We start from the raw sequence: 22,381 nt of genomic DNA, 5'->3' as shown, positions 1-22,381 counted from the left end.
AATATATTATGAAACAGTTTTATATACGATCCCTCATCCTGTATATTTCTATCCTGTACATATTCCAGGCTATAGGACAGGACAGGGGCCATAATTACATCAAAGCCATAGAACCCCTGCAGCCTTTTGCTGAGGAGAGTGCCATCGATGAGAACAAGTCGCTCGTCACCATTCAGTATTTCGACGGGTTGGGAATGCCGCGGGAAACGGTACGGAAAAATTTTACCGGAGGAAACACCGACCTTATCACCTACACCGAGTATAACGAGCGTGGACTGCCCTGCCGCGAATGGAACCCGGCTCCGGTAAGCGGAAATAACGGAAATTTCGTCACCGTACAACATTTACAAAATGTACTGTCGGGGGTTTATCCGAACGAAACACATCCCTTTTCCGAAACATTCTACGAAAATGCCATGCTTAACCGCCCCCGGGAAGAATACGGACCGGGAAAAGACTGGAGGGTGAACGGAGGCCACGCCCGCAGGACGGAATACCTGACGAATACTTCGGCCGGGGAGCTGGCGGCTCCTTATTATTATGAAGAGAACGGAGTCCTCTACAAACAGGGGAATTATGCTCCGGGAACTTTATACGTGACCCTCTCCGCCGACGAGGACGGGAATCCCTCCTACTCTTTTACCGACAAGCAGGGGCGGCTGGTGATGTTCCGGCAAATGAACGGAACGACAGCCTCCAGCACCTGCCACGTGTACGATAAAAAAGGAAACCGGGTTTTCGTGCTGTCTCCGAAGGCTTCGGATATGCTAAGGACGAACAGTAGCTGGGATGCAGACTTTGAAGTCCTTCGGGAATCGGCCTACGTGTACCGGTTCGACGGGCTGGGACGTTGTGTGGAAAGAAGGTTCCCGGGAACCGACTGGGTAAAGACAGTATATGATAAAATGTCCTATCCCGTCTTTTCCCAGGACGGAAATCAGCGCGCCAAGGGGGAATGGACCTTTAATATTCCGGACCGGATGAACCGCCAGGTCTTGTCGGGAATATGCAGGAACACCACGTTACCCGATATCGCCGGCAAAGCGGTATATGCGGAATGGAACGGAAGCGAAAACAGCTTCCAGGGTACGGGATATCTGCTCCCGGCTGATATTTCCCTGACCGGCGTGCAACTGCTCACCGTCAGTTTTTACGACGGTTATTCATTTAAAAAACTTATGGCGGACAGGACCGCTTATGCTTATAATATACCTGAAGGCATTCCGGATACCCGCCACGGAACAGACGGGAGTACCGGCGAACACCTGGGAATGCTCACCGGAAAATGGGACAGGATACTGGACAGCGAAAGCGGAGGGTTCCTGAAAACGGTATTCTATTACGACTACGAAGGTAGAGTGATACAGTCCGCCGCCAATAATCATCTGGGGGGAATGGATATCGAAAGTACGGAATATAACTTCAGGGGACAGCCCGTAAAAAAGATACACACGCAGAACATAACATCCATGATACTCCGGAATGCCCCTCAGACATCCGGAAAACAATCCCATACCGAAGTATACACCTACGAATACGACGGGGCGGGAAGACCCACGATAACGAAACATTCCATCGACGGACAACCCGAGAGGACGATCTCCTCCCTCACCTACGATAATCTGGGACGTCTCAGCCAGAGGAAACCGGGAAATCTGGCGGCCGAAACTTACTCTTACAACATAAGAGGATGGATATACAGCATACGGGCAGGGAATCACTTCTGGCAGGTAAATGCCTATACGTCCAACCCGTTCTGCAGCGACGGGCCGGTATATTATAACGGGAATATCACAGCGAGTACCATAATCAGCTTTACCCGAAACAGTTCAGGGAAAGCACAGGCCGTTACCAAACAGATGACATACCGGTACGATGGGCTCAACCGGATGACAAAGGCGGAACTAACCAATCCCAGAAGCGTTTTTTCATACTTCGACGAAGAATTCTTTTACGACCTGAACGGAAATATCACCCGCATCAACAGGCATTGGAAAGATTCCAGAGAAGACGCCATCGTATTCACCTACAAGGGGAACCAGATAAACTGGGTGAGGGACGAAGGAAACGACAGGTACCTGTCGGAACTACCGCAGATTACACAGGGAGTCTATATGCCGGGGCTGGCATACGATGCCAACGGGAATCGCATAAAAGATCTGTCCAGAGGAATACAGTCCGTATCTTTCAATCTGTTGAATCTTCCTTCCGAATTCTCTTTCGGGGGACATGACCGCATCGGTATCAGCTATGCGGCGGACGGACGAAAACTGGCGGTTTCGAAATCCTGGAGAAACACCCGCCTGCTCAGTCCCGTTCTGGACAGAGACAGCTTGCAGGAATTCCCGGGAGAACTGGAAAAGGACAGCCTGGAAACAACTCCCGTCATAGGATCGGAATCGCTGCATTACGTAAACAATTTCACGTACAAACCGTTCTCTGTTCTGGACAGGATATGTTTCGACGGAGGCTTTATCACCTACGACGAGGGGACGAAGGCGTATGTATATCACTATTACTATCGCGACCATCTGGGCAGTAATGTAATGATACTGAACGAGAACGGGACGCGCGAGCAGGTGACAGACTACTATCCGTCGGGAATCCCCACCAGCCTGTACGGACCGCTTGCTACAGACAACCGGCTGCACCTGAACATGGAGTTCGAGAGCATACTGGGCTTGCACCTCTACGACAACGGGGCGCGGTGGAGAGACCCGCTATACAACCGCTTTATCTCTATCGACCCCCTTTGCGAACAATATTACCATCTGTCGCCTTACGCTTATGCGGCGAATAATCCGCTTAAGTTTGCCGACAGGAACGGCAAATGGTTTGAATCCGCCTGGGACTTTACCAGTCTCTCCATAGGGGTAAACAGCCTGATAGATAATATCAAGACTAAAAATATAGGGGGAGCTATTGTCGATGGCATAGGAATAATGGCCGATGCCATGGCTCTGGCTTTACCGGGAATACCGGGAGGAGCCGGTGCCGGGATTAAAGCACTCAGAGGTGCTGACAAGGCGGTCGACACTGCTAAAACCATAAATAAAACATCTCAAAACTCCCAAAAAGCTAGATTCATTGGAGATACTGACGGCAAAATTATTGATACAAAAACTACACAAAAAGGATCATATACTCATCCAGATGGCAGCCGTACCGATATTTTACAGGATAAAACACATTTCGATAAAAAGACTCAAATCAATCACGGAACTAGTCATACCCATAAATCATACTCAAATAAACTACCAGATGGAACGGTTAAAACCGGAATATCAAATAAAGACACCCATGTTCCAACTTATGAAGAAATTGAAAGAATTAAAAATGGTACTGCTATAAAAACGAAATAATTATGAAAAAACTCATTTACAAAAATGAAGAAATTGATAAAATAGTACTGGAAGAGTCTGGTATTAAAGGAATAAAATGGATAGAAGATACTAATACCCATCCTGTTAACATAGAGATAGAAATAGATTGGAATGGTCAACAAGATTTAGTTGAATCTTTCGATTTTATGAATATAAGAACAAAACTTTTCTTTTCTTTGGTTCATAATGCAAGGTTCGATTTTGAATTTAAAAATCCATATACAATCGGAAAAATAGAAATAACAAACTTTTCATATATTAAAAAAGAACATGTATATACAATAGAATTTAAATTTGACTCTTCTCCTGTAGGTTTTATTAAATTCAATTGTGTTGATTTTTATTTTGAAATTATCGAGTAAATATTTTGATTATATGACATAAACTAATATTTTAGTTATGCCAGATATTTAATTTTTCATATGATAACGTTTCTCAGAATCCATAAAAATAGGTACCTTTTAGTCCCACCTTCAAAAACTGGTAATGCTCCAACATTTAAAAAAATAGTACTACTGTTGAAATTCACCATGATGGACAGAACTAAAATGTTCTTTTTAAAGAAATGCATAAAAAGGATCATCGAAGGGTGGGAAACGATAAAGTAAATCATCCTAATAAAAAATTCGAGTGGTATTGACAGAAATGAGTTTAACAAAGCAAAAAAAAGAATATTGGAGAAATGAATACAAAGACCATCTTAATAAATAAGGTACTTGAGGAACTAATGTCCTTTTCTGATAAAATAATATCATATTTCCCCGCAGCCCAAAAAGAAGGCATTAGTCTTTTTGAGAAGAAATATAAATTAGAATTTCTTGAAGTTATAAATATTTTTATTCAAGACAAATGGATTATCAATGATGGGAGATATTATTTTAGGAATTCATAATATTCTAACAGATAAAAAATATACAGAAATAAATCTAGAAAATACCTGTATATTTGAACATTTTGAAGCAAATAATCCTATGCCTCTTCACTTAGTTCCATTCTGCCCAAATGGTTATGGAAATCATTATTGTTTTGATCTTCACAATCATAATATTGTATTTTGAGAATGGGATTGTGATTATACAAAAAGTACCCCTGAAATAATCTATCATTCTTTAGGAGAATTAATACAAGAAATTTTTATTACTTGGACTTTGGAAAATTACAATTACGATGAAAGCTTAAAATAGGACGGAGATATACACCAACCAAATTCTTATAATATACAATTACACTAATAAGATCAATGTTGTTTCAAAACGATTATAAACATTATCAATCATTTCGAAAAAAGAGGACCGAAACATCAAGGGGAAAATTAAAGAAATGGAAATAAAATTAAAAGACAAAGGATTTGATGTTACCAATGAAAAATACATTCAGACACCCAATGGAAAGAAACGGGGAAGGTTCGTGGATGTTTTCGGTAAACACCCTGAAACAAAAGAAGAACGGTATATACAAGTAGGTAAAGAGAACAAGAACGGCACACCTGTAATAAGGGAAAGAGATGCCATAAAAGACATAGAACAGGAAGTAAAAAACGTAAAAGTGGAATTCGTTCCCTATAACAAATAAATTTTTAAGATTATGAGCTCACAGGTAAATTTTTATGCACTGCCCGAAGACAGACCGGCATTCAAACAATGGTTGGAAGAAAGAGAGATATTAGTTATTGGAAAACGCACAAAGAATATCAACCCGATTCCTTTTTTGGACATTAACGATTCGGATAATAGACAAGTATATTTATTATTAAAAAAATGGTTGCCTGAAATAAAATATAAATATATAAGTGAATTAAACTGCTTTTTTTTAGAATCATTTGGTAATCAAGCCGTTGAATTCAGCTTGCCCTGGATTCTTGAACAAGAATTAATGCAATGCCGTCTATATTATCAAAAAGGGGATTTCAATAAAGCTGGGCAATGGGTAGATTTCGATGAGGATTTCCTTAAATGGGCGGCGAAACTTTTCAGGGATTTTAAAAAAAATTTCCTGGTCAAATACAAGACGAGACAAGCCGATTATGCTACAAGACTTTTTGTAGAACAATATGAGAACCATAAACTAGATCACATCAAATTAGGATTATAATTATGAGCTCACAGATAAATTTTTATGCACTGCCCGAAGACAGACCGGCATTCAAACAATGGTTGGAAGAAAGAGAGATATTAGTTATTGGAAGCCGTACAAAGAATATCAACCCGATTCCTTTTTTGGACATAGCCGATGAAGAAAATTGGCAAGTACATCTTTTATTAAAAAAATGGCTACCCGTTTTACATTTTCGATATGAAAAAGATTTAAATTGTTTTTTCTTAAAAAACTATGGTAATCAAACCGTTGAATTCAACCTACCTCATTTTTTGGGAGATAAATTAATGCAATGCCGTCTATATTATCAAAAAGGGGATTTCAATAAAGCCGGGCAATGGGTAGATTTCGATGAGGATTTCCTTAAATGGGCGGCGAAACTTTTCAGAGATTTTAAAAAAGAATTCCTTATAAGATTCGAGAATCGAGGTTATAAGAATTACGCGACACGGGAGTTTCTTAGAAAATTCGAAAACCATGAATTGGGTAAGGTGGAATTTTTACTTTAAGTATCCAGAATATTAAAAACAAGCTATATTGGTATGATACCGGTACTCGATTTACAACCGCTTTATCTCTATCGACACACTTTGCGAACAGTATTACCATCTGTCGCCTTACGCTTATGTGGCGAATAACCCTATGAAGTTCGTCGATATGGACGGAAAAGTTGTTAGACAATATAATGTAACTCATTCCAATAATAGTAGTAAACTAATATCACAGCCAGGACTCTCTCCTAAAACGGAAGAGGCGATGACAGACTATATGAAGACAAAAGAAGGACGAGCCTTTATCTCTCAATTTGCTAAAGAAGGAGACGTAGTAGGAGGATACAAATTTACCGAAAATGGAGCATTAAATGATCATACATTGAATATCTGGGATTACTCATATTCCAGTGAAACAGCAAATGTTCCTGCAGAATCAGGAACAGGGAGTTATGAAGTCAGCAAAGATAAAACAAGCAAAACAGCTACAGTAACTATTAAAGTAGTTTCTTATGCGTCTTATAAAGCAGAGATAGGAGAAACTCTTGCACACGAAATGCAAATCCATGGTTATAAAGTGGCGGACCAAATTAACGGTAAAAAAGTTAACTCTCAAAATAAGGATCACCAGGCTTTGAAGAACAAAGATACCGGTCATAAAGGATATCTAAAATATAAATCCGTACAAGAGCAGTTGCTGACAATCGATAAAGACTATAAACAGGCTTTTGAACAGGCACAAAAAGAAGCAAACATTTTGTATAAATAATTATATTATGAAAACTTATATCAAAACTCTGTTCTTTGTCATGATAGGACTATTTGCTCTATCTTGCAATAACAAATTAAGCAAAGAAACATCTTATGTGTTATATTACGAACCGGATAGTTCTCATGTTACTGAAAAAAGAATGATCGGAGATAGCATAGTTATTAAAAAAATTTCTCAAGACAGTATATTAATCTCAACCCATATATCGAATATGACAGTTTACGAAAGCCTTTATTTCAGAATTGGCAATAATTTATGGGAAAAGCGATATAGATATAATGATTTCGGGGAGTTTCTCAAAATAGATTCCATTCCAACATTCTTTTTAAATGACACTTCTTTTATTTATAAATCCGCAAGAGAAATTTTTCCGGTTGTACGAACTTATTCCTACGCCGACTGCCGTTATATTATTAAGAAACAAGGAGAAGAGTATGTAACTGTAAAACAAAGTACTATTGACACAACTTATAAAGAAATCTTTTTTTACGACAAAGATTTTAATATACATAAATATATCAATACGTATAAGGATAATTACTGCGTATATATAAGAAAAGAATAAAACAAGAACGGCACCCCTGTAATCAGGGAAAGAGATGCCATAAAAGACATAGAACAGGAAGTAAAAAACGTAAAAGTGGAATTCGTTCCCTATAACAAATAAATTTTTAAGATTATGAGCTCACAGGTAAATTTTTATGCGCTGCCCGAAGACAGACCGGCATTCAAACAATGGTTGGAAGAAAGAGAGATATTAGTTATTGGAAGCCGTACAAAGAATATCAACCCGATTCCTTTTTTGGACATAGCCGATGAAGAAAATTGGCAAGTACATCTTTTATTAAAAAAATGGCTACCCGTTTTACATTTTCGATATGAAAAAGATTTAAATTGTTTTTTCTTAAAAAACTATGGTAATCAAACCGTTGAATTCAACCTACCTCATTTTTTGGGAGATGAATTAATGCAATGCCGTCTATATTATCAAAAAGGGGATTTCAATAAAGCCGGGCAATGGGTAGATTTCGATGAGGATTTCCTTAAATGGGCGGCGAAACTTTTCAGGGATTTTAAAAAAAATTTCCTGGTCAAATACGAGACAAGGCAATCCGATTATGCTACAAGACTTTTTATAGAACAATATGAGAACCATAAACTAGATCACATCGAATTAGGATTATAATTATGAGCTCACAGGTAAATTTTTATGCACTGCCCGAAGACAGACCGGCATTCAAACAATGGTTGGAAGAAAGAGAGATATTAGTTATTGGAAGCCGTACAAAGAATATCAATCCGATTCCTTTTTGCGACATTAACGATTCGGATAATTGGCAAGTATATCTTTTATTAAAAAAATGGTTGCCTGAAATAAAATATGAATATACAAGTAAATCAAACTGTTTTTTTTTAGAATCATTTGGTAATCAAACCGTTGAATTCAGCTTACCTCATTTTTTGGGAGACAAATTAATGCGATGCCGTTTATATTATAAAAAAGGATTTTTTATTGAAACAGGAGAATGGGTAGACTTCGATGAGGATTTCCTTAAATGGGCGGCGAAACTTTTCAGGGATTTTAAAAAAAATTTCCTGGTCAAATACGAGACGAGACAAGCCGATTATGCTACAAGACTTTTTGTAGAACAATATGAGAACCATAAACTAGATCACATCGAATTAGGATTATAATTATGAGCTCACAGGTAAATTTTTATGCGCTGCCCGAAGACAGACCGGCATTCAAACAATGGTTGGAAGAAAGAGAGATATTAGTTATTGAAGAACGCACAAAGAATATCAACCCGATTCCTTTTTTGGACATTAACGATTCGGATAATAGACAAGTATATTTATTATTAAAAAAATGGTTGCCTGAAATAAAATATAAATATATAAGTGAATTAAACTGCTTTTTTTTAGAATCATTTGGTAATCAAGCCGTTGAATTCAGCTTACCCTGGATTCTTGAACAAGAATTAATGCAATGCCGTTTATATTATCAAAAAGGGGATTTCAATAAAGCCGGGCAATGGGTAGACTTCGATGAGGATTTCCTTAAATGGGCGGCGAAACTTTTCAGGGATTTTAAAAAAAATTTCCTGGTCAAATACAAGACGAGACAAGCCGATTATGCTACAAGACTTTTTGTAGAACAATATGAGAACCATAAACTAGATCACATCAAATTAGGATTATAATTATGAGCTCACAGGTAAATTTTTATGCGCTGCCCGAAGACAGACCGGCATTCAAACAATGGTTGGGAGAAAGAGAGATGGCACAAAAAGAAGCAAACATTTTGTATAAATAATTATATCATGAAAACTTATAATAATATTATTTTATCTATTATCGTTGCTCTTTTGTTATTATGTTGTAATAACAGCTTAAGAAAAAAAGAATCTTTTTTATTATCTTTTAATGAAGATAGTTCTTTTGTTTCTGACAATCTATTTCCCAGAGATAGTATAATAATCGAATATTATCAAAAAGACAGCATGTTGTTTTTAAAATATTCAAATGGTGATTATAAAGAAAATTTATTCTTTTTGCATAATGGTAATTTGGTCGAACGGCATTACAGAGGTAATGATTTCGGAGAAATATTAGGAATCGATTCGATAATAACTTTTTCTACAAAAGACACTTCTTTTTTCTACAAATCTGCATTAGAATTTATTCCTATTGTTCTAGCATATTCATTTGCCGACTGCCGTTATATTATTAAGAAACAAGGAGAAGAGTATGTAACTGTAAAACAAAGTATTATTGACACAACTTATAAAGAAATCTTCTTTTACGACAAAGATTTTAATATACATAAATATATCAATACGTATAAGGATAATTACTGCGTATATATAAGAAAAGAATAAAACAAGAACGGCACACATGTAATCAGGGAAAGAGATGCCATAAAAGACATAGAACAAGGAAGTAGAAAACGTAAAAGTGGAATTCGTTTCCTATAACAAATAAATTTTTAAGATTATGAGCTCACAGGTAAATTTTTATGCGCTGCCCGAAGACAGACCGGCATTCAAACAATGGTTGGGAGAAAGAGAGATGGCACAAAAAGAAGCAAACATTTTGTATAAATAATTATATTATGAAAACTTATATCAAAACTCTGTTCTTCGTCATGATAGGACTATTTGCTCTATCTTGCAATAACAAATTAAGCAAAGAAACATCTTATGTATTATATTACGAACCGGATAGTTCTCATGTTACTGAAAAAAGAATGATCGGAGATAGCATAGTTATTAAAAAAATTTCTCAAGACAGTATATTAATCTCAACCCATATATCGAATATGACAGTTTACGAAAGCCTTTATTTCAGAATTGGCAATAATTTATGGGAAAAACGACATAGGAGTAATGACTTCGGGGAATTTCTCAAAATAGATTCCATTCCAACATTCTTTTTAAATGACACTTCTTTTATTTATAAATCCGCAAGAGAAATTTTTCCGGTTGTACGAATTTATTCATACGCCGACTGCCGTTATATTATTAAGAAACAAGGAGAAGAGTATGTAACTGTAAAACAAAGTACTATTGACACAACTTATAAAGAAATCTTTTTTTACGACAAAGATTTTAATATACATAAATATATCAATACGTATAAGGATAATTACTGCGTATATATAAGAAAAGAATAAAATATAATTGCCACCGTTTATCTCACAAGAATAATCTGTATAAACTTAACCTTAGCAGAACAAACCCTGAGCTTTCATTTATCATAAGCAAGTCCACTTTATATATAATAACGTTTGCGACCATATTATTAGTTGCATGCATAATACCGATACTTCCCAGCGCAAAATAAGAAAAACATCATATTCCCGATTATATTACGAACAAATGTCATTAAATAATTACATTGATATGGAAGATTGCCAGCCATAGGACGGTATGAAACAGCACATTTCAAATGGCTGAAATTATATTAAAACGAATATATGGAAATGATATAATTGAAAAAGAAAAACCTTTCTCACTAAATCAGAAGAACGACATTTGAATCATAGAAGGGTATCTACCTAAAAAACATTCAAGAGGAACTGCATATATGTAAATAAAAAAAGTAACGGAGAGGTATTAAAGGTTATACATACCAAATAAATTTTCTTATCTTTTCCAACCAATAAACCGCCGTTACGGAAAATTCCGTAACGGCGGTTTATTTATTTGTCCGAAGTAATCGGAACCTGTTTTTATTTCAACGCCAGATTAACATGCTGCGCTACTTCCTGATAAGCCATTACACCGGCTTGTGAAAGTTCTACGATCATATCTTCTCCGGCAGGATTATACATCTTAACATGATTATCGTCAACAAAAGTCATGAACTTGGTAGTTTCACCGTTTGCATTCAGCGACCAGGAATTATCGGCCTTGTCGAATACAAAACTGATGGTGGTATTATCGGCTTCGTTGGTAATCGTATAGCCGTTTTCATCCGTAACGACCAGATATTGTCCGTTTTCTCCTTGTATATATTTCGTATTGGCAGCAACGGGACTAGAACCGGTCCAGAACTCTATGCTGTTAAGAACCAATATGTCCGCCAGAACAGAAACTTCATATACAGGAACGATATGGAAAGCAACGAATACCAGCTCGTTAACAAATTTACTGCTTACATTTCCATTCCATCCCAACAATTTGTTAGTCAGTGAAAAAGACCCTATACACGACGAGAACATCAGGCTGCAACTAAGGATAACAGCAGCTACGGTAAGTTTACTTTTTTTCATAATGCAAATTTTTTAAAATGTTTATTTCTCAGGTTTAAATGTTTACAATCGTAAGTACAAATTTAGTGAATTATTCCAGAGAAACAATCCTGGAATGTATTTTCTCAACGATTTATCCAAGATATCGCCGATGCAAAATTATTCATCCACAAGAAACAACACTAATAAGGGATTTTTTGTTTATACATGTCGTAATAACGAAGGACCTCGGAAACATACGTTGTCGTCTGCCGTCCTTTAAAATATCCGAACTTACACACTTCGTCGTTGAAATATTCCGGATTGCTCTTCAACAGAATGAATTCTCTTACATTTCCATCCCATACATAAGGATTCTTTCCGTATTTTTCCGCCAACGCCATGGCATCGTACACGTGCCCGATACCTCCGTTATAGGCTGCCAGTATGAATTTTATCCTTTCCTGGGGATCGCTGATCTTCGAGAAACTTTTATCGAGCACTTTCATACTCCTTACCGCAGCTTTTATATTCTTCTCCGGATTCGTTATCTCCGCAGGCGAAACCCCGAATGCAGCCGCTGTCCTGGGCATCAGTTGCATAAGTCCGCGTGCCCCGGCCCAGGAAACTGCCGTAGTATCGAAATGGGATTCGTTGTATGCCTGAGATGCTATCAGCCTCCAATCCCACCCTATATCTCCGGCATATTTTTTAAATAGATGATCATAAACAGATATCTGTCCTTTCCCGAATGATAAAACGGCATTGTGAGGAAGGTTCTTGCTTAATTCGAAATAACGTTTCGTTATCGCTTTATACGAATCGGACTTATTATTCTCTTTCACCCATTCGTTTACGGCGCCGGCCAGTCCGTGAGAATTTTTTCTTACAGCCCAGGAAGAACGCTGGGGAAAGCTGACTTTAAGATGAATATCTATATTGTTGTAATAAGTTTTATTCAGGCGTGCCAGATTATTGTCGGCAAGTGTGTACGGTATCTTTCCGTCTGCCACCATTTCAATAAGCTCTTCGGTAACGACAGAGTCTTTGTCTATATGATGTATCCTGATACCTCCTCCGAGCTCGTCATTGAGGTTATTTATACGGTCTTCATATTTCGAATCTTTCTCGACATATACATCCTTACCTACCAGTTCCACTACATTATCTACGAGCTTCACTCCTTTTCCAGCGGGTTGCACCAACACCTGATGCGTGATCATCTCCTGCCCGCAGTGCATTACCACATCTTTCGTATCGCCCGTGATGGGGACATCATAAGCGATAATATCTCCTTCCCCGCGGTTCAGCATATCTATCATATTGCTCATATTACGGGCAATAACCATATTCAGTACCAAATCGTGGTCTTGTGCAAATTTTCGGATAAGCTCGTATTCGTAACCCATTTCCTCGCCTTTATACAGGAAATAAGATGTTGAACTGTAAAGTGTAAGTACATTCAGGGTATCTTTAGCCCGTATGGAATCGAAATCATCGGCTTTAGCTCCGGGAACGCTTTTATTTCCTCCGCAGGAGAAAAAAAAAGAGACCAGTAATACCAGAAAGATAGAGCATGCTTCCCTATGCTTCATAGGCAGGAGAGGATTATTTATTTAATTTATGAGAGATAAAATTAGTCATAATATCTATAGCGACCGTATTATTTCCTCCTTGCGGAATAATAAGATCGGCATACCGTTTGGTAGGTTCTATATGCTGCAAATGCATCGGCTTGAGGACTTTCTCGTAACGATCTATCACCATTTCCACAGTACGCCCCCGCTCAATAATATCCCGGTTCATTACACGAATAAGGCGGTCGTCACCGTCGGCGTCTACAAAGACTTTCATATCCATCATATTTCTCAGTTCGGGATCGCACAGGATAAGAATTCCTTCGACAATGATCACATCGCGCGGTTCTATCGTAATGGTTTCGATAGAACGGGTACAGGTAAGATAGGAATAAATCGGTTGTTCCACAGGCCGCCCGGCTTTCAGTTCTTTAAGATGTTTTACCAGCAACTCGAACTCTATTGCCGCCGGTTCGTCGAAATTGAGTTTAAGCCTGTTTTCCAATGGCATATGGCTATTATCCCTGTAATAAGAATCCTGGGGAATAACCGTTACCTCGCCTTCGGGCAGGCTCTGAATGATTTTACGTACTACTGTTGTTTTTCCCGAACCGGTACCACCGGCTATTCCAATAATAATCATATCGTTAAAATATTATTCCTTATAAGGTTATTTTCTGCAGACAACTGATTTGCGAAAACGATAATACAAATATAATAATTTTTTACGGTGACGAACTATATAGGTAAAAATATAGGGTTCTGCGGTCAATAAACGAAACGCCCTTCTTCCGACTCAATGACGAGTATATTCCTGTCGGACTCTTCCACGAATCCTACAACTTGTGAATCTATGCCGAAAGAACGGGCGACGTCTATGACGGATTGTGCATCTTCCGGAGAAACATATACTTCCATACGATGTCCCATATTGAATACTTTATACATTTCTTGCCAGTCGGTACCCGATTGTTCCCGGATCATACGGAACAACGGAGGAACCGGAAAAAGATTGTTTTTCGTGATCTTCAGGTTTTTCACAAAATGCATGACCTTGGTCTGCGCCCCTCCGGAACAATGTACCATACCATGAATACGGGGACGCATAATGTCCAGAAGTTTCTTAATAACAGGAGCATAAGTACGCGTAGGAGAAAGCACCAGCTTACCGGCATCGATATCCAGGCCTTCGATTGCGTCCGTCAATTTCATTCCGCCGGAATAAACGAGCTCGCCGGGTACGGCGGCGTCATAACTTTCGGGGTACTTAACGGCCAGATATTTAGAGAATACATCATGACGGGCCGAAGTCAGTCCGTTGCTTCCCATACCTCCGTTATATTCTTTCTCATAAGTTGCCCGTCCATAAGAAGACATTCCCACAATTACGTCTCCGGCAGCAATACGATGGTTCGAAACGACTTCGTCACGGCGCATGCGGCACGTTACCGTACTATCTACTATAATGGTACGTACAAGGTCTCCCACATCGGCTGTTTCCCCTCCGGTTCCGTAGGCATTTACTCCCAGCCCGCGAAGCTCCGCCAAAAGTTCTTCGGTTCCGTTGATGATAGAGGAAATCACTTCTCCTGGAATCAGGAGTTTATTACGTCCTATGGTAGATGATACCAGTATATTGTCCGTAGCACCTACACATAAAAGATCGTCGATGTTCATGATAAGAGCGTCTTGTGCTATGCCTTTCCATACGGAAAGGTCGCCCGTCTCCCGCCAGTACATATAAGCTAACGAAGATTTCGTACCAGCCCCGTCCGCATGCATAATATTGCAATATTCGGGATCACCACCCAATATATCGGGTATTATTTTACAAAACGCATGTGGAAAAATACCTTTGTCGATATGCCGGATTGCATTATGCACGTCTTCTTTCGAAGCGGAAACCCCGCGAAGGTTGTAACGTTGGTCGCTCATGATGAAGTATAGTTGTTATTTTCTGCAAAAATAGTGCAAATTTCAGAGTCATGCAATAAAACAAATCCATAATTCCGCCCGAAAGCGGTACAAAATAGAAGTAAGATTTATTCGGCATTTTACAGGAGCCGGATATAAAAAGCGGTATCGGACCAATATAAAAAATAAAAAGATAAAAAGTTATTTTCCCGTCCCCCCCAACAGTTATTTCAACAAAACTTTATTTCTTATATATCCTGGGCGCACAATCTCCAAAGGGATAATGAGTTCTATAATCTTACGATTCTCCGGTACTGGCAGGCATAATATTTATCCGGCACTTTTCATCGGCGGCTCCGGCCCCACCCGCACATTTCCGCCTGATATTATCCAGACGACCGGAACAAACACGGGTTTTTCGCATAATGCGTATAATCCGTACAATCGAAAAATTACTTTCGAATCCACAAATTCATTATCTTATGCTTTACCGCATAAATATTTATAACCGATATTATCCCGAACAAAAACACGCCGCTAACCACAGAAGGGAGCATACTGCCGGATTCCTGTGCACTGAAAGCCGTAAGCATAGACATATATTTCAACCGGATACACGATACCGCTATAAACGACAGGAGCAGCACTCCTGCGTTCATCACAAGTATGAGTATCTGATAAGGCCGTGCCGTCTGCCCCGGCGTATATCCCAGCAGAAGCAGATCCTCAAGTTTCTGTGTGTTCTTTTGTAACAGTAAATAGATACTGAGCATTAAAAGGAAAAAGGACAGGATGCTTATCAGTAAACCGACCGACAATACGATACCGACCAGGATCGTCAGGAAATAATTAGTTTTTCCGGCATCCAGCTTGTCACCTTCTACTTCAAGTGCATGTTCTCTAAAATAAGATGATATCGCGGAATCTCCCGGATTATCCACTTCGACAATGAGACGGGAAGGAGCTTTGGGACGGGAACCGCCGAAACGGGAATTGCTCCAGTCTATAAAACTTTGTGGGACAAGGATCGTATTCAACCGGTTCGAGAATCCTACTATACGTCCGGTAAACGATCTGCTCTCTCCATTACCGCTTACCGTAACAAGCAAACTCACCATACCTAAAACACCTTCGGAAAGCTGGGGCAAACTATGGGACTGTGCAAAACCGAAATTATAAAGATTCAGATAATTTTTGGGAATAATGATGGGAATAAAATCGTTGCGTTCACCAAAACGCCATTCTCCGCTTTGGACATCCACATACTCATCGGGAACCGACTCGAAAAAAAGCTGTGTAGAAAGATCGAGGCCGGAGCTTCCCATATTGACAGAGGCCATAACCTTGTAATCTCCTGTCTTAAATTCTCCTATCGACTTTACGAACGGTTGTTCCCGCAACGCTTGTAATTCTTCTGCCGTAAACCCGCTGTTTCCTCCAGTCAAACCACTCAGAACCTTGACCCGCTTGGAAACTATGAGATAATCTTTCTTTATCAATCCGTCATCCCCGTCAAACACCGGACGGACATCGAAATAGAATTGTATTCCGAATAAAACGATAATCATACCGATCAGATTGGCAAAGAAAAATCCCGCAAATTGCACAGGACTGATATGCTTCCGCAACAACTTCCACACGATTTTCATAACCTCAGAATATTATCATAATTCAATTCCAAATGCCGCCCTACAGAAGTAACGACTATCCCCGCTCCGCTGTTTCCGGCTTCTTCGAACAATAATTCCGACATTATTTTGCTGTTACTGTCGTCCAGATGGCTGACCGGTTCGTCTAAAAATATAAAATCGAACGGCTGGCACAGGGCACGAATAAAGGCAACCCTTTGCTGCTGCCCGAAAGACAGACGTCCCACAAGGCTATCCCATTTACCGGCAATACCCATTTTCTCAAAAAGCGATTTTAATTCTTTTTCGCTTTTACGGCAAGTTAGATTATTCTTAAGCTGCACATTCTCGCCCGCCGTTAATTCGGAAAATAAACGCAAATCCTGGAATAACAGCGAAACCGATTGCCTCCGTAAAAGAGACCATTCGTTCACCGACAAAGTACGGCTGTCCCGTTCATCAAATAAAAGCGTTCCTCTATAATCATTACGATATCCGTAAATATAACTGCACAAAGTGGTCTTTCCCGTTCCCGAAGCAGCTTCGACTAAATAGCATTTTCCTTTCCGGAACAAAATGTCCTGTTCCCATATATCCGATCCCGGAACTCCGTTCAATGCGAAGATATCAGGTATCATTTGCTTTAAAGCAATACATTCCATCTTATTTCAATTTAAGATTCCCGGAGTTAAAAACATAGTAATCTCTTCTCCGGCATTAGTCTTACGGCATTCTATATAAGAAACCGGCATATCCTTCGGAAACCCGGCATTTACAGCGTCTTCGAAGTTCATTATCATCGATAAAGGAGAATCTCTAAATACCGAAGCATACGGAGCTGCTGCAGCCGAAGGTTCATATCCTGCTACAGGAACCGACGCGAAAGAACGGTCGTTCGTAATAAAAAAATTATTTCCTTTCACTCCGAAATAATAGTCGTCACCATAGGACAATCCGTAATAATCACCATAATTGCGCAAGGCCCCGAAAACAGATGCCGTACGCATCAATGCATTCGGTAAAGCATAGCTTTTGACCTTTGCCCATAATACGAAAGAACCAGCCGGGCCGCGGCCGTTCACCGAAGAAGCAATCAGTACATCTCCGGTAAGTGAGGTTATCATTCCCCGTGCATCTCCGAACATTTCATCCATACCTTCTATAATCCCTCCCCAATGAGTCATCAGTTCATACAGCTTTTCGCTATTTACTCCTACAGATATTACCGATTGCATATTTTCCGGAACATAACGTAACAAATCTCCTGAAGCCGGTTTCAATACGCCGGCATATTCTTTCAGAATGGCTCTGGTCCGGGCATTATTTGAAGAAAAATCAGAAAGAACATGGATACGGTCTTTCCCGATATTCAGCCGGCAAATTTCATACAAAGAGGCAATGTCGAATCCCTGGGGCAATAAATCGGACAAAAAACGGTCATTCCTCCCGGCAAACATTCTGGAAGGTACTGCATATAATGTCATATCGTCCTCAGCCCTGAGCAGGGGGGCAGCAACCGTATCGGCCAGAATACTTTTATCTTTTTTCAGGCTTAGCAACTTTGCAGCTTGCTCCATTCCTTCTTTAATATCCGGAGCCCGAAAGAACAAAGCTCTGTCACCCGTATATGCACAATAATTGGATTTACCGTCATACGCCCACATAAAATTCTTCTCCTGTTTCAATGTCATTGAGCAATCATTTCCCTTTAAGTATTCTTCCAGTTTCTTGTCGTCTTTGACCTCGGCCAGGCACATAATCGCACCCATTCCTTTTTCCGGAAAGAATATCAAAGGAGCGTCATCCGATAAGCCACCTGTTCCAGGGTTAAAAATCAGTCCGGAAACACAAGCTGGCCAAAACATCTGTCGTGACAAAAAATCTTGTATAAGCGTATTTTCTTTCTGTATCTTTTTCTCTACCGAAGACATATTGACAGATAACACCCAGGAGGACTCGCGGGGAACAGAACTACGATAATCGTTTTTATTGCAGGAGGCCATCAGCAGGAACATCATAATTCCGAAGAAATACACATAAAGGGATTTTTTCATCGCTATTTTTTTATAACATTCACAAATGTAAGAAATTTACTACTTACCCTGTATATTATCGATTAATTTTAACCGGTATATTTTTTTACAGAAAAATTATCCAACAGAATTTCTCCCTGTCCCTTCAATAAGAAAAAGGAATATTTCGAAAAACGATTCCTTTCTTTTTAAAGAAAAAAATTAGTAACAAGTTAATCTATTGGCAAAATAGGGCAATAGTTTGATTTAGCCGTACAGGTTTTTTACTCTAATCCCCGAAAAAAAATTTTAGTTGGGCTCCCCTACTCTTATCATGCTGGCTTCCATACTGGTAAATTCATACCTGCTAATGTTTAATCAATTAACACGTTATATTTATGGTATATTCAATTCACATTAAGAGAATACGGGATAAAGAAGCCTCTAAAATAATTCAGCTACAATTGATTTTCCACAAATCCTTAGGCTAATGACCGATGAATTTATAATAATCCAGAGACGGAAAGCTTCCCTATAAAAGACAAAAAATGTGGTAGTTCCATTGTTATCATATATTTAGAATGTCATCAGAATAAAAATCTCATACCAATCTGACCTCTCCAACGGGAATAATAATCGTTGTAAGAATGTAATTTGTAATCAGCGTCGTGAAGGAATTGAAAATAACCATTTCCGTTCCGTTATAAGTCACAGGATTATAATAGCCGTTGGAGGCAGAAGTACGTCCCCAACTCTTATTCAGCATATTGCCGATGTTTATGATATCCAATGAAATTTCTAATCCGCGCATACTTTTCCCAATCATCAAGTTTATCCTATGAGATAAATGCAAGTCGAAATGATGTTCGAACTTTTCATTGTCTACGTTACGCTTGAAGTACTCGCCGCGATGTTTTTTCATATAATCGTCATTTGCAAGCCAAGCTTTGAAATTTTCTCTTTGTTGCTCTGAAGTGTAGGACGAAGTTGCGGTAAAGTTCATTTGATCTGCATCTGCATCTGTAGGAATATATATCAGGTCGTTGTACCCGGTATCGCCATTCAAATCGCCGTTATAGCAAACACAATAGGATATACCGCTGCTGCCGTTGTATATTAAGCCGACGGTTGTAGCTTGATTTGCTTTCCATTTCTTGGTATAGAATGCAGACGCACGGATGCTATGAGGTATATTGAATGAAGAATTAGCCAGTTCATCCGAGTTCGGGTTCCCGAAAGTATAGTTATATTGCCAGTTGGATTGGGCAACGGATGAAGTTCCGTTGTTATGCGCCTTGGATTTCATATAAGTATAAGATGCCATGATGTCCAGACCGAAATCAAAACTCCTTTTTCCTGTCAATGACAAATTGTATGTGTATCCTCTGCTGGTATTGGAAAGGGCGTAGATACCGCTATAAGTTTCTGCTCCGGCAATCTTGCTCAGCATCGGACGCTGGTCAAAACCCAGACCGGGAGTTGTTTCTCCTAAGGTCTTTCCCGTCAAATCTACTGCCAGATTCTGATAGGCGATATCATTCAGTATCTTCGAATAGATGGCTTCTGCCGTCCACACTATGCCACCCAGTTCAAAATCGACAGCGAGATTGGCACGCAGGCTCTGAGGGAATTTAAAATCTTTATCGAAAACATTGATTGTCTGGGAGCCACTGGCCGTCAGCTTGTCTGCATTTTGAGATTGTTTTGTCGGGTCAAGGATAACAGACAAATCTTTGGTAGCATCCGGATTATTGGAATCTGCACTGACGCTGTAAGCTGAAAGCTGAATGCCGGTATTGGAGAAATTGTTGCTTAACCACACAAAAGGAATACGTCCGGTGAAGATGCCTACACCACCTCGTAGTATGTACCTGCGGGTATCATTCATGTTCCATCGAAAACCGAAACGGGGAGAGAACAAGGGAGTGCTGCCCAACCTGGAGTTCGTTTTATATTCCCACCCTTTGGATGCCATGAATTCATTGAATGGGGCATTCTCAACCGGGGTATCGAAGAAAAGAGGAATATCCATGCGTACTCCCAAGGTCAAATCCAGATTATCCGTTGCACTGTAATTATCCTGTGCATAGAACCCCAGCATACCGGCACTAAAAGCCGCTGCCCAGCGAGGATTACCCGTTATTGCTACATTGGCTTCTGCAAAGCGGTATTGCTTGATGTTGCCGGCATAGAAGTCATCCGGACTGCCGAAAAAGTAGGAGCCATAAGCATCCTGAATGAATAAATTGGAGAACTTATAAAATTCATTGTGTGTGCCGAGGATAAATGTATGCCTGCCGATGTACCACGTGAGATTGTCAGTAAACGACCAAATGTCTTCATTCAGTGAATTTGCCATAGAAGAACGGTCGTTGCCGAGGTTCAATGTTCCATCGCCCACGTTGCTGACCTGAATCATAGGAAAGGGAGCACCCGGTTGGCGTTTGTCGCGTACCCGCACGTAAGAGGCACGCATTTCATTATTCAAGTTATCGGATAAACGGCTCTGTAACTCTCCTACAAACGAGTTGGTCTCGGATATAAAGTCGTAACTGTAATCGGAAGAGTTGAGGTAAGTTGCCGAACTGGCACTGCTGACTTGCCTGGCTGAAACAAGACTCCAACGGAATGAAGCCTTGTGCTTGTCGTTCATATTCCAATCTAATTTGAAGCCTGCTTTATCCGATTTCGTATAAACGTCTGCATCACCCAGACTTCCGCTGTAAGTTATTCCTTGTTCTGTAGCCATTTCCTGCAATTTTTGAAGAATGGCGGTAGCTGTCGTCGCATCGATTCGGGAGGCTGAATTACCGATAGCATAAGGGTTATGGAAAGTCTTGTGGGCTTTCTCATAATTAGCAAAGAAAAATAATTTGTTTTTGACGATCGGGCCACCCAGTGTTACTCCGGCTTGGTATTCATGTTGAGCCGGATACTTTTCGCTGATTTTTCCGTTCATCATGCGGTATTTGCGACCTATAAGACACTTATTGTTACCGAAGCCGTAGATTGTACCGTGGAACTCATTAGTACCGGATTTGGTAATAGCGTTAATTGAACCACCGGTAAAGCCTGATTGCCGGATATCAAACGGAGTAACGTTTATCTGGATCTGTTCGACAGTTTCCATCGATACCGGTTGTGTGCCGGCCTGCCCGCCATTAGAGCCATTGGCAGCCAGCCCGTATACATCATTATTCATGACACCGTCAACCTGAAAACTATTATAACGATTGTTCATACCAAGGAAATACATAGCGCCGTCGTTTGCGACCCGTACCTGCGGATTCATACGGATTACATCCGCAATGCCATGAGTAATGGACGGCATGCGGTTGATTTCGACGGAAGTAACATTCATTGCTGCTCCGGTCTTGGTAGCATCGATACCGGCTTTCCCGGTAACAATGATTTCATCAAGCAGTTCGGCCGATTCCATTAATTCTACGTCGTGCCTGAAAGCCTCACCCAATTGAAGGGTAACGCCTTTGGTTTCATCAGAATTCATACCAATGAATGAAACGACGACTTTATAGGGCCCTCCCGAACGCATTCCTTGAATGGTATATAGCCCTTCAGCATTAGTCGTTGCACTGTATTGAGTACCTGATGGTTCGTGAACAGCTAAGACATTGGCCCCTGTGACAGGTTCTCTATTGACATCAGTTACTCTGCCTCTTATAGTAGCGGTGGTGACTTGCGCATTCAGTCCAATAACGGAAGTCAAAAGCACTACTGTAATAAACAGTTTTCGTATATACGTTTTCATAGTTTG

22 protein-coding genes and 1 pseudogene are annotated in these 22,381 nt (G+C 39.8%); 14 read left to right on the top strand and 9 right to left on the bottom strand.

The genetic code is table 11. The annotated features are described in order from the left end of the window. Positions 1-8: 8 nt before the first annotated feature. The 14 genes from OCV73_RS10800 to OCV73_RS14580 all read left to right on the top strand — a co-directional run bounded on the left by OCV73_RS10800 (position 9) and on the right by OCV73_RS14580 (position 10,781). Complete coding sequence (locus OCV73_RS10800; RefSeq protein WP_147552091.1) at positions 9-3,362, top strand: DUF6443 domain-containing protein; 3,354 nt, start codon at positions 9-11, stop codon at positions 3,360-3,362. Between the two features lie 2 nt (positions 3,363-3,364). Then, positions 3,365-3,745 (top strand): hypothetical protein, encoded by a 381-nt coding sequence (locus OCV73_RS10795; RefSeq protein ID WP_147552089.1) that lies wholly within the window; start codon positions 3,365-3,367, stop codon positions 3,743-3,745. Positions 3,746-4,213: 468 nt separating this feature from the next. Then, positions 4,214-4,441 carry an SMI1/KNR4 family protein gene (locus OCV73_RS10790; RefSeq protein WP_394802961.1) on the top strand — a complete coding sequence of 76 codons (228 nt, stop codon included), beginning with the start codon at positions 4,214-4,216 and terminating at the stop codon, positions 4,439-4,441. A gap of 262 nt (positions 4,442-4,703) precedes the next feature. Beyond that, positions 4,704-4,955: a hypothetical protein gene (locus tag OCV73_RS10785; RefSeq protein WP_147552086.1), complete on the top strand. Its 252-nt coding sequence runs from the start codon at positions 4,704-4,706 to the stop codon at positions 4,953-4,955. Positions 4,956-4,967: 12 nt separating this feature from the next. Further along, entirely contained in the window at positions 4,968-5,474 is a 507-nt protein-coding gene (locus OCV73_RS10780) for a hypothetical protein (RefSeq protein WP_147552084.1), read from the top strand. A gap of 2 nt (positions 5,475-5,476) precedes the next feature. Continuing rightward, positions 5,477-5,986, top strand: coding sequence for a hypothetical protein (locus tag OCV73_RS10775; RefSeq protein ID WP_147552082.1), 510 nt, complete (start codon positions 5,477-5,479; stop codon positions 5,984-5,986). 133 nt (positions 5,987-6,119) lie between these two features. After that, positions 6,120-6,737, top strand: a complete 618-nt coding sequence (locus tag OCV73_RS10770) for a hypothetical protein (protein WP_147552080.1) — start codon at positions 6,120-6,122, stop codon at positions 6,735-6,737. Between the two features lie 7 nt (positions 6,738-6,744). After that, complete coding sequence (locus tag OCV73_RS10765) at positions 6,745-7,305, top strand: hypothetical protein (protein WP_147552078.1); 561 nt, start codon at positions 6,745-6,747, stop codon at positions 7,303-7,305. A gap of 114 nt (positions 7,306-7,419) precedes the next feature. Further along, on the top strand, positions 7,420-7,926 hold the full coding sequence (locus tag OCV73_RS10760; RefSeq protein WP_147552076.1) for a hypothetical protein: 507 nt from the start codon (positions 7,420-7,422) through the stop codon (positions 7,924-7,926). Between the two features lie 2 nt (positions 7,927-7,928). Beyond that, on the top strand, positions 7,929-8,435 hold the full coding sequence (locus tag OCV73_RS10755) for a hypothetical protein (RefSeq protein WP_147552074.1): 507 nt from the start codon (positions 7,929-7,931) through the stop codon (positions 8,433-8,435). 2 nt (positions 8,436-8,437) lie between these two features. Beyond that, positions 8,438-8,944 (top strand): hypothetical protein, encoded by a 507-nt coding sequence (locus tag OCV73_RS10750; protein ID WP_147552072.1) that lies wholly within the window; start codon positions 8,438-8,440, stop codon positions 8,942-8,944. A gap of 120 nt (positions 8,945-9,064) precedes the next feature. After that, the gene (locus tag OCV73_RS10745) at positions 9,065-9,622 is read left to right on the top strand and encodes a hypothetical protein (RefSeq protein ID WP_147552070.1); all 558 of its coding nucleotides are present in this window, start codon (positions 9,065-9,067) and stop codon (positions 9,620-9,622) included. A 233-nt stretch (positions 9,623-9,855) separates the two neighbouring features. Further along, positions 9,856-10,416, top strand: a complete 561-nt coding sequence (locus OCV73_RS10740; protein ID WP_147552069.1) for a hypothetical protein — start codon at positions 9,856-9,858, stop codon at positions 10,414-10,416. A 275-nt stretch (positions 10,417-10,691) separates the two neighbouring features. Further along, positions 10,692-10,781: an NTF2 fold immunity protein gene (locus tag OCV73_RS14580; protein ID WP_147552067.1), complete on the top strand. Its 90-nt coding sequence runs from the start codon at positions 10,692-10,694 to the stop codon at positions 10,779-10,781. Positions 10,782-10,974: 193 nt separating this feature from the next. Here the strand turns inward: OCV73_RS14580 and OCV73_RS10735 are convergent, their stop codons facing one another. The 9 genes and pseudogenes from OCV73_RS10735 to OCV73_RS10695 all read right to left on the bottom strand — a co-directional run bounded on the left by OCV73_RS10735 (position 10,975) and on the right by OCV73_RS10695 (position 22,375). After that, positions 10,975-11,517 carry a DUF3332 domain-containing protein gene (locus tag OCV73_RS10735; RefSeq protein ID WP_147552065.1) on the bottom strand — a complete coding sequence of 181 codons (543 nt, stop codon included), beginning with the start codon at positions 11,515-11,517 and terminating at the stop codon, positions 10,975-10,977. A 161-nt stretch (positions 11,518-11,678) separates the two neighbouring features. Then, the gene (locus tag OCV73_RS10730) at positions 11,679-13,070 is read right to left on the bottom strand and encodes an MltF family protein (RefSeq protein WP_147552063.1); all 1,392 of its coding nucleotides are present in this window, start codon (positions 13,068-13,070) and stop codon (positions 11,679-11,681) included. 13 nt (positions 13,071-13,083) lie between these two features. Next, the gene (udk, locus tag OCV73_RS10725; protein WP_147552061.1) at positions 13,084-13,695 is read right to left on the bottom strand and encodes a uridine kinase; all 612 of its coding nucleotides are present in this window, start codon (positions 13,693-13,695) and stop codon (positions 13,084-13,086) included. Between the two features lie 125 nt (positions 13,696-13,820). After that, complete coding sequence (locus OCV73_RS10720) at positions 13,821-14,987, bottom strand: AIR synthase related protein (RefSeq protein ID WP_147552059.1); 1,167 nt, start codon at positions 14,985-14,987, stop codon at positions 13,821-13,823. Between the two features lie 277 nt (positions 14,988-15,264). After that, the gene (locus tag OCV73_RS10715) at positions 15,265-15,390 is read right to left on the bottom strand and encodes a hypothetical protein (protein WP_256435672.1); all 126 of its coding nucleotides are present in this window, start codon (positions 15,388-15,390) and stop codon (positions 15,265-15,267) included. Positions 15,391-15,418: 28 nt separating this feature from the next. After that, positions 15,419-16,615: an ABC transporter permease gene (locus OCV73_RS10710; protein WP_147552057.1), complete on the bottom strand. Its 1,197-nt coding sequence runs from the start codon at positions 16,613-16,615 to the stop codon at positions 15,419-15,421. Beyond that, complete coding sequence (locus OCV73_RS10705) at positions 16,612-17,256, bottom strand: ATP-binding cassette domain-containing protein (protein ID WP_147552055.1); 645 nt, start codon at positions 17,254-17,256, stop codon at positions 16,612-16,614. Before OCV73_RS10705 ends, OCV73_RS10710 begins: the two co-directional genes overlap by 4 nt. Positions 17,257-17,262: 6 nt before the next feature. Beyond that, complete coding sequence (locus OCV73_RS10700) at positions 17,263-18,648, bottom strand: DUF4836 family protein (protein WP_147552053.1); 1,386 nt, start codon at positions 18,646-18,648, stop codon at positions 17,263-17,265. A 545-nt stretch (positions 18,649-19,193) separates the two neighbouring features. Further along, positions 19,194-22,375 (bottom strand): annotated as a pseudogene (locus tag OCV73_RS10695) (TonB-dependent receptor). Between the last annotated feature and the right edge of the window lie 6 nt (positions 22,376-22,381).

This window comes from Barnesiella propionica (genome assembly GCF_025567045.1).
Lineage (GTDB): Bacteria > Bacteroidota > Bacteroidia > Bacteroidales > Barnesiellaceae > Barnesiella_B > Barnesiella_B propionica.
This window is presented reverse-complemented; position numbering and strand designations above follow the sequence as displayed.